Here is a 7,767-nt window from a genome sequence, read left to right as displayed (position 1 = left end):
TCTTTAAAACTGTGTGGTCGAACTTGCTTCGAGCCTGACATATGGCAGAGTCAGTGACCTGGATTTTATGCGTCTTGAAGTAAGTCAGATTCTGCTGGCGAATAGAGCCGCTTGTCAGAGAAGCGATAAAACGAGCAATACGGGAAAGGCCAATTTTTCTGTTTCGCGTGAAGGCTTCGCCTTCAATCAGGGAACGATCCGGGCAGTCTGCCAGACCGTCCAGGTAAGAATAGAAGATTTGGCGATACTGTTTAGGGGATTTCGAATGGGTCAAAATAACCACCTCCGAAATCCTTCGGATTATGGATTAGTTCCGAGCTTCGGTCTGTCAAGTGCCATATTCGGATAATTTATAAACTTTTGGAGCAACTCCACTGCTTGTGTTAAAAATCAAAAAAACGAGGAGCGAATTCCGCATGGAAGACACTCCTTAACTTAACGACATTGATAAAAATGCAAAAACGATGAGGAAAATAGAAAGATTCAGAATCAAAATTTAAAAAGAATGACTTTCTAAAAAGATTGAGGTAATACAGATGAATCATTCGAAAAAAGAGATTCAAAGAAAAATTCATCCGATCTGTCAGGACTTAATTGCTGAAATGGATGAAGCCTATGCAAAGTTTGATTATAAGTTGAATCCACAGACAGATCCTTCTAGAATTCTTGGAATCCGCGTCCCAATACTCAGAAAATTCACCAAAGATCTGATAAAGGAAAGTAAAGTGGATTTGGCACTTAAAAATCAGATTGATGAATTTTTGCAATGTTCGAGTCATGCGTACCTGGAAGAAGATCTGATCCATGCTTTGCTGATCAATGAAATCAAGGACTGGGAATCGATGAAAACACAGCTGCTTTTATTTTTTTCAAGAATTGACAGCTGGAAAGCGTGCGATATATTAAGTCCAAAATTTCTTAAACGAAAAATGAAAGATCACGCATTTAAAATTCAGTTTCAAAAAGAAATGAAAGACTGGCTGCAGGCCGAAAATATTTATCAGGCACGTTTTGCTATGATTGTTTTCATGAACCATTTTCTTAAGGAAAACTATTCAAAAGAAATCGTTGACTGGATCGCTTATCCAAAACGACCAGATCTTTATTTTTGGATGGCTCAATCCTGGTTTCTGGCTACGGCAATGATTGATCATTTTGAAGATGTCTATGAAGTTTTGAACGATTCCTGTATTTCAGAAAATGTCTATAAAAAGTCCATTTCAAAAGGGCTCGAAAGTTTTCGAGTGAGTGATGAAAATAAAGAAAAACTAAGAAATCTGCGAGCTTTGAAAAGAACGTAATGAAAATGTAAACAGTCTGTACGAAATGCCGAGAAAAAATCGATGAATGAAAAGATAACGATAAATGAAAAGATAAATGGACAGAATCAGTGAAAGACAGAATGCTAATAAGAGCATGAAGGTCGAGAAAACGGAGGAAATCGTTGGATAAAAAAGCTCTGAAAGATTAACGGAATATCTTTCAGAGGAAAATTGCTGTGGATTCAATATAGGAATTATGACGGTTTTACTGCTGTTTCTTTTTCTTTTCTTTGCAAAAGAATATCGTTGAGTTCACTACCAAGAATAAAGATGGTTGAAGTCAGATACAGCCAGAGCAGCAGCACCATAAACCCACCGATTGCTCCATAGATGACTGAATAGTTGGCAAAGTTTTCAACATAGAAGGAAAAGATCACACTGGCCAGTATCCAGGTAAAGATTGAAAATAAAATTCCAGGCAGTATTTTTTTGACCTTCAGAGGTTTATCCATAGATAACTCGTACAGGATTGCCAATGCCGCTGACATGAGTAATGCGGCTGCCACAAAACGCAGGTATTGCCAAAGATTTAAAAGCAGATTGGACAGGCGGATTGTTCCAGGTAAAAGCAGTGAGCAAATCCAGGTAATCACATTCTGCCCAAAGATAATCAAAATCAGGCAAAGAAGGATCGTTAAAGGTAAAAGCAAAGTACAAATCAGTTGTCTGATGATATCTCTTAACAGATGTTTGCTTTTTCCTAATCCAAAAGATACGCGAATGCTTTCCATCAGTGATTTAATAAACCGCCAGGGAAAGTAGATCGAAAAGATTATTGCAAAACTCATCAGGGTCGAGTTGTAAGAATCATTCACATAGACAATATAATTCTTGAGAACCTCAATCATATCCTTCGGAAGCAGAGAATCAAGCAAACCATCAAGCGATGAGGCATTCAAATGCATCATTCCGACAATCATGGACAGTAAAATCAACATTGGAAATATTGAGAAGATCAGATAATAGGAAAGGGCTGCTGCTTTCATCCCGATATCATCTCTCATATATCGTTTCAGCAGCTCTACGGCAACTGAACTTTGCTTTTCAGAAGTCAGCTTAGACCTTAAACTGTTAATAAAATATTTCATTTTCTACTCCAGACAGGAATAATTCCTGATGGTTTTATTGTTCAAGAAGGCCAGGAAATTGTAAAGAATGGCGCTTTCACATGCTCTGTTTATCAAAGCAGACAATCCTGTAAGGATAAAATTTAGAGTTTAAGGATTTAGATATCTGAAGTCTCAGTTCTGGCAATGATCATGAACAAAAACCTGGAAAATGGATTGAGAATAAGAATTGAAAAGAAGAAAGGAAACCAAAGCACTTATGAGAGTAATTTTGAATGGAGATGATTTTGGGATTACTCATGCCTGCAATCTGGCAATTATTGATTGCTATAAAAACGGAATGCTTAACTCAACTTCTATGATGACCAACATGGACGGTTGTATTGAAGCAGCCAAATTATGGAAAGATAATCCAGGTCTTTCTGTTGGAATTCATCTATGTCTTACTGCAGGAAAACCACTTACTAACGCAGCAACACTAATCAAGGAAGATGGAACTTTCGATAAGAGAATTTTATGCAATTCAGATCATGTTTCCTTATATGAAATGGAAGAAGAACTCAATGCTCAGATTGATCGGTTTATTGAATTGAATGGAAAGCTGCCGGATCATATCAATTCTCATCATGGGATTGAACAGATTCGCGGCGGAAAAGAGATTCTGGTTAAACTTTCTGAAAAGTATGATCGGCCAATCCGCTGTTATATTGATTCAAATGAGGCAACAGGAGCTCCATTTGAGCAGGCGATGATTCCAGTCATCTCCTTTCATCCAGGCTCATCAATCAATGATGGCTACCAGCCAGAAGAATTGATTCGCGCTCTTGATGAAGCCATCAGAGATCTTGATCAAAACAATCTTCTGATCGAGATCGCTCTTCATCCTGGATATGTGGACAGTGATTTAATGCGGATTTCTTCATTAAATGTAGGACGTATTTATGATTCAGAATTTTTCTGTTCTTCAGAGCTGAAAACCTGGCTTGATCAAAAGAATGCCAGAACTATCACTTATAAGGATTTACAGAAAATTCGTTAGCTTCTCCTGAATTTTGTTTCTTTTCACAATCCGAAAATAGACTCTAGTGAAGCTGAGTAATGTCAGCGTAATCGTAACCAAAGAGATCTGCCGGATATAAATAACAATCTGCTGTGAATATAGTGAATGCAAATATGCATAATGAATTAAAGGACGTTTTCACAGGAAACGTCCTTTAACAGTTTTATGAGAGATTTAACGATTCGAAGCCTATTGTGTAAGTCTATTTATGTTCTGGAGTCACCATGACTTTAATTGATTCAGGTGACATCTGACACTGAATGGCTTCCTCGAGTTTTTCGATTGGGAAAGTATGAGTGACCAGTTTTGAAAGCTGCAGACGGCCTGAATTGATCAGGTTGACTGCGCGCTGGTGGGTATCGGGATTGATCATACTTCCAGAAATATGCAGTTCCTTTTTATAAACATCAAACAAAGGCAAATCAACGGTTGCGTCAGGAGATGGCACACTGAATAATAAAACATTGCCATTAAATCCGGCTGATTCGATAGCCTGTTTGACCGCAAATGGTTTTCCTACACATTCGATAACCACATCTGCGCCATCTGCCTGAAGAATTTGTTTTAATTCAGCCTGCAGATCCTGATGGATTGGATCGATGGCTGCATCAGCTCCTATTTCAAGAGCGACTTTTCGACGGCCTTCTTCTGGCTCAGAAAGAACAACTTTTCCAGCTCCACTGAGTCTGGCCATCTGCACCATTAACAGACCAATTGTTCCTCCGCCAATCACCAGAACACTCTGGCCTGGATGGATATCGGCAATATCAATTCCATGAATGACACAGGCAAGAGGTTCGGCCATCGCTGCTTCAATAAATGGAATATCTTCATTGACCTTAAAGCACTGAGATGCCGGCATACGGCAATATTCAGCAAATCCGCCATCCTGAGTAACACCCAGAGCTTTTAGATTTTCACAGTTTTGCTTTTTACCCATTCGACAGGGAAGGCATTCCTGACAGTACATGTTTGGGTCCATCGCTACATGATCACCGACTTTTAAGCTTTTGACGCCGTTTCCAACTTTTTCAACAATTCCTGCAAATTCATGACCTAAAACGACTGGAGGATTGACGTCAGCCGATCCAGCTTCTCCATGATAAATATGAACATCAGTCCCGCATACGCCGCAGGCCATATTACGGACTAAGACTTCATCTTCCTTTAATTCATTAAGATCCATTTCCCGCACTTCAAAGACTGGCTGATTTTTGGATCCTAGAAAAAAACTTCCTTTCATTACGTTACCTTCGATATTTTCTTCATCTTCTGATATACCATGAAGATTTTCGAATTACTACTCACATCGGGCATTTCATGATTGGATTCATTAGAAAAAAAGAGATCATTTTATAAGAATTCAGGGGAATTCGAGTCAATTGAAACGAAATTTCATTAAAGTGTATCCCCTTACATCAAAATTGTTAATTTGGTTTCAGCTTATCTTTTTCATCTTGAAGGTATTTTGGGGTCTGGATATATTGAGGTCAGTAAGTTGTAAAAGAGAAAAAGAGAGGAAAAAACAATGAACGAAAATGGGGTAAAAATTGTTACGATTGGTGGAGGAAGTTCGTATACTCCTGAGCTGATGGAAGGATTCATCAAACGTTATGACCAGCTTCCAATTCGCGAGTTCTGGCTTGTGGATATTGAAGACGGTAAGGAAAAGATGGATATCGTTGCAGCTATGGCTCAGAGAATGTGGGATGCTTCACCTTATGATGTAAAAGTTCATACTACATTGGACCGCCGTGAAGCTTTAAAGAACGCTGATTTCGTAACCACTCAGTTTCGAGTAGGTCTGCTGCCAGCTCGTATTAAAGATGAAAGAATTCCATTATCCTATGGAATGGCTGGACAGGAAACCAATGGTGCTGGTGGAATTTTCAAAGCCCTGCGCACGATTCCAGTGATTCTTGATATCGTTGAGGATATGAAAGAACTCTGCCCGGATGCCTGGCTGGTCAACTTCACTAATCCAAGCGGAATGGTTACTGAAGCTGTATTAAAGTATGGAAACTGGAAGAAAGTGGCCGGTCTTTGCAATGTACCAGTCAATGCTATGATCAAGGAACCAGCTACCATTGGCAAAGAAGAAGATGATCTCGTCTATAAGTTCGGTGGAGTAAATCATTTCCATTGGCACCGCGTATGGGATAAGGAAGGCGACGAAGTCACAGATCAGATCATCGATGCGATGTTCGATGAAGATGTAGATTCAGGAATTCCAGCCAACATTTTCGATATTGAATTTTATAAGGAACAGCTTAAGGAAGCTGGCGTGATTCCATGCGGCTATCATCGCTACTACTATCGTGAAGAAGAAATGCTTAATCATCTTCTTGAAGAATATGCTTCTGAAGAAGGAACCAGAGCTGAGCAGGTTAAGAAAACAGAAGATGAACTGTTTGAACTGTATAAGGATCCAAACCTGGATCACAAACCAGAACAGTTAGCAAAACGTGGTGGTGCTCACTACTCGGATGCTGCATGTGAAACCATTGCCGCTTTATATTCCGATTCTGGAAAGCATATCGTTCTAACAACAATGAACAATGGAGCAATCAAGGAACTTCCAGACGATGTAGCTGTAGAAGTATCAACTCATGTTGGAAAAGATGGACCTGTCAATGTTGAATGCTTCGAACTGCCAAAAGCCGAAAGAGGCTGGCTGCAGGTCATGAAAGCAATGGAACAGTGTACAGAAGAAGCTGCTGTCACCGGTGACTATGGAAAACTGCTGACCGCTTTTGTCATCAATCCGTTGATTCCATCGGGTGACAAAGCAAAAAGAGTTTGTGATGAACTGTTAATTGCTCATGAAAAATACCTGCCAAAATTTGCAGATAAGATTGCTGAACTCAAAGCTGCAGGTGTAGAAGTCAAGGACGAACGTGTTCGTGATCTGATGGCTGCTGGTAAGTAAAGCATACATGATAAATCGGATCAGATGGTTCGATGAACATGGATTGTAAAGAAACAATTTAGATACTAAGCCGGGTTCTAAATTGAATTGATATCATCAGTTATATCAGTACTCGTTGTATTAATCCGGGTAAATCAAACCAATTGATAATTCGAGATTCTGTTTGATCATCAGTCAAGCGGAATCTCTTTTTGTTTTGGAACCGGTCTGCGGTCAATCAAGATTAATTTCTGATCCAAACCTGAAATAATCAAATGTAGATAATCACAAAGGATCAATAACAGCCAGTTGAGAATGAGTTTGATTATGTCATTGAACTTACGAGGTCTGTTTTAAACGATATAGAGATAGATACAAGGAGGAATCAGAATATGGATTTTAATCAGCCAATCACTGACCTGGAATACTATGTCACCAGACAAAACGGTACAGAAGCACCGTTTACTGGTAAATACTGGAAATTTGATGAACCGGGCATTTATGTCGACATCCACGATGGACAGCCGTTATTTCTTTCTACAGATAAGTTTTACTCATCCTGTGGATGGCCGGCTTTTTCTAAAGCTATTCAAGGTTCGACGATTGAAAAATCGGATTTCAGCCATGGAATGATTCGCACGGAAGTACGGTCCGAAAGTGCTGATTCACATTTAGGACATGTTTTTGACGATGGGCCGAAGGAAACTGGCGGTCTTCGTTATTGCATTAATTCAGCAGCTGTTCGTTTTATTCCTTTAGCTGACATGGAAAAGGAAGGCTATGGAAAATATATTCCACAAATTGAAGCGAAATTGAAGTGAGATTGAAGCAACAGATCGATTAAATCAGCAATGGAAAGATAAAAAGATAAGAAACAGATGCAGGAAAGGAGCCGATCAAATGGAAAATAATCTGACACGGATAAAAAACGAACCTGTTCGTTCGATTGAAAAATGGATCACCTATCTGAAGGAAAATATGCAGAATGAACCCGGTGAAAAGATGCTTCTTGAAAAACTGAGTCATCGTTTTACCAAAGAGCAGGATCTGAATGCGAACGATCTTTTGTATTGGCTGTATGAAAGTATCTATACAAGTATGGGATGGAGAAAGCGACACATTGAAGAAGGAGAACTGGCTAAAGCCGCTGCTGAACTTGACGAAATTGAAGCAGCTGGAAAGGCAGTCTCCCTACTGAAGCCTCTGACAGCTCCATTAAAAGCCTGAAACCAATAGGATCAATCTTGATATGAAAAAACCTTTCTCCGATAGATGAAGAAAGGGGATCTGTCAACTAAACTGTGTAAGTAGTTTTACAGCCGTTAGTTTACTGGACCAGTTCACTGCCTGATTCAAACACTACATGCCTGGTCTGTTCTGTCCAGGGTCCACAGGACCCCGAAGGGGCTT

Annotated in this window: 8 protein-coding genes; 5 read left to right on the top strand and 3 right to left on the bottom strand. The window is 39.5% G+C overall.

Annotation, left to right across the window (positions count from 1 at the left end; all coding sequences use genetic code 11):
* On the bottom strand, positions 1-274 hold a 274-nt coding region (locus BO222_RS13425), incomplete at its 3' end, for a hypothetical protein (RefSeq protein WP_143356892.1).
* A 262-nt stretch (positions 275-536) separates the two neighbouring features.
* Between BO222_RS13425 and BO222_RS01425 the strand changes: the two genes are divergently transcribed.
* Positions 537-1,301 (top strand): DNA alkylation repair protein, encoded by a 765-nt coding sequence (locus tag BO222_RS01425; protein WP_075817717.1) that lies wholly within the window; start codon positions 537-539, stop codon positions 1,299-1,301.
* Positions 1,302-1,516: 215 nt separating this feature from the next.
* Here the strand turns inward: BO222_RS01425 and BO222_RS01420 are convergent, their stop codons facing one another.
* Entirely contained in the window at positions 1,517-2,410 is an 894-nt protein-coding gene (locus BO222_RS01420) for a YihY/virulence factor BrkB family protein (protein WP_075817715.1), read from the bottom strand.
* Between the two features lie 238 nt (positions 2,411-2,648).
* Here BO222_RS01420 and BO222_RS01415 point away from each other — a divergent pair, with 238 nt between their 5' ends.
* The gene (locus BO222_RS01415; protein WP_075817714.1) at positions 2,649-3,428 is read left to right on the top strand and encodes a ChbG/HpnK family deacetylase; all 780 of its coding nucleotides are present in this window, start codon (positions 2,649-2,651) and stop codon (positions 3,426-3,428) included.
* Between the two features lie 223 nt (positions 3,429-3,651).
* On the opposite strand, the gene BO222_RS01410 is transcribed toward BO222_RS01415, so the two are convergent.
* Positions 3,652-4,692 (bottom strand): zinc-dependent alcohol dehydrogenase family protein, encoded by a 1,041-nt coding sequence (locus tag BO222_RS01410; protein ID WP_075817712.1) that lies wholly within the window; start codon positions 4,690-4,692, stop codon positions 3,652-3,654.
* A 285-nt stretch (positions 4,693-4,977) separates the two neighbouring features.
* On the opposite strand from BO222_RS01410, the gene BO222_RS01405 reads away from it, so the two are divergent.
* The 3 genes from BO222_RS01405 to BO222_RS01395 all read left to right on the top strand — a co-directional run bounded on the left by BO222_RS01405 (position 4,978) and on the right by BO222_RS01395 (position 7,584).
* Positions 4,978-6,378 (top strand): 6-phospho-beta-glucosidase, encoded by a 1,401-nt coding sequence (locus tag BO222_RS01405; protein WP_075817710.1) that lies wholly within the window; start codon positions 4,978-4,980, stop codon positions 6,376-6,378.
* A 371-nt stretch (positions 6,379-6,749) separates the two neighbouring features.
* The gene (gene msrB / locus BO222_RS01400; protein ID WP_075817708.1) at positions 6,750-7,178 is read left to right on the top strand and encodes a peptide-methionine (R)-S-oxide reductase MsrB; all 429 of its coding nucleotides are present in this window, start codon (positions 6,750-6,752) and stop codon (positions 7,176-7,178) included.
* Positions 7,179-7,257: 79 nt separating this feature from the next.
* Positions 7,258-7,584, top strand: a complete 327-nt coding sequence (locus BO222_RS01395) for an FRAT-87 protein (RefSeq protein ID WP_075817706.1) — start codon at positions 7,258-7,260, stop codon at positions 7,582-7,584.
* The last annotated feature ends 183 nt before the right edge of the window (positions 7,585-7,767 follow it).

Origin of the sequence: Ileibacterium valens, assembly GCF_001945525.1 — a bacterium.
GTDB lineage: Bacteria > Bacillota_I > Bacilli_A > Erysipelotrichales > Erysipelotrichaceae > Ileibacterium > Ileibacterium valens.
Note: the sequence above shows the minus strand (reverse complement) of the source record. Positions and strands in the feature narration are given on the sequence as shown.

Excerpts from the sequence above, each read along its gene's own strand:
- BO222_RS01415 (WP_075817714.1), top strand. The coding sequence starts at position 2,649 with ATGAGAGTAATTTTGAATGGAGATGATTTTGGGATTACTCATGCCTGC.
- BO222_RS01420 (WP_075817715.1), bottom strand. The coding sequence starts at position 2,410 with ATGAAATATTTTATTAACAGTTTAAGGTCTAAGCTGACTTCTGAAAAG.
- BO222_RS01425 (WP_075817717.1), top strand. The coding sequence starts at position 537 with ATGAATCATTCGAAAAAAGAGATTCAAAGAAAAATTCATCCGATCTGT.
- msrB (WP_075817708.1), top strand. The coding sequence starts at position 6,750 with ATGGATTTTAATCAGCCAATCACTGACCTGGAATACTATGTCACCAGA.
- BO222_RS01410 (WP_075817712.1), bottom strand. The coding sequence starts at position 4,692 with ATGAAAGGAAGTTTTTTTCTAGGATCCAAAAATCAGCCAGTCTTTGAA.
- BO222_RS01405 (WP_075817710.1), top strand. The coding sequence starts at position 4,978 with ATGAACGAAAATGGGGTAAAAATTGTTACGATTGGTGGAGGAAGTTCG.
- BO222_RS01395 (WP_075817706.1), top strand. The coding sequence starts at position 7,258 with ATGGAAAATAATCTGACACGGATAAAAAACGAACCTGTTCGTTCGATT.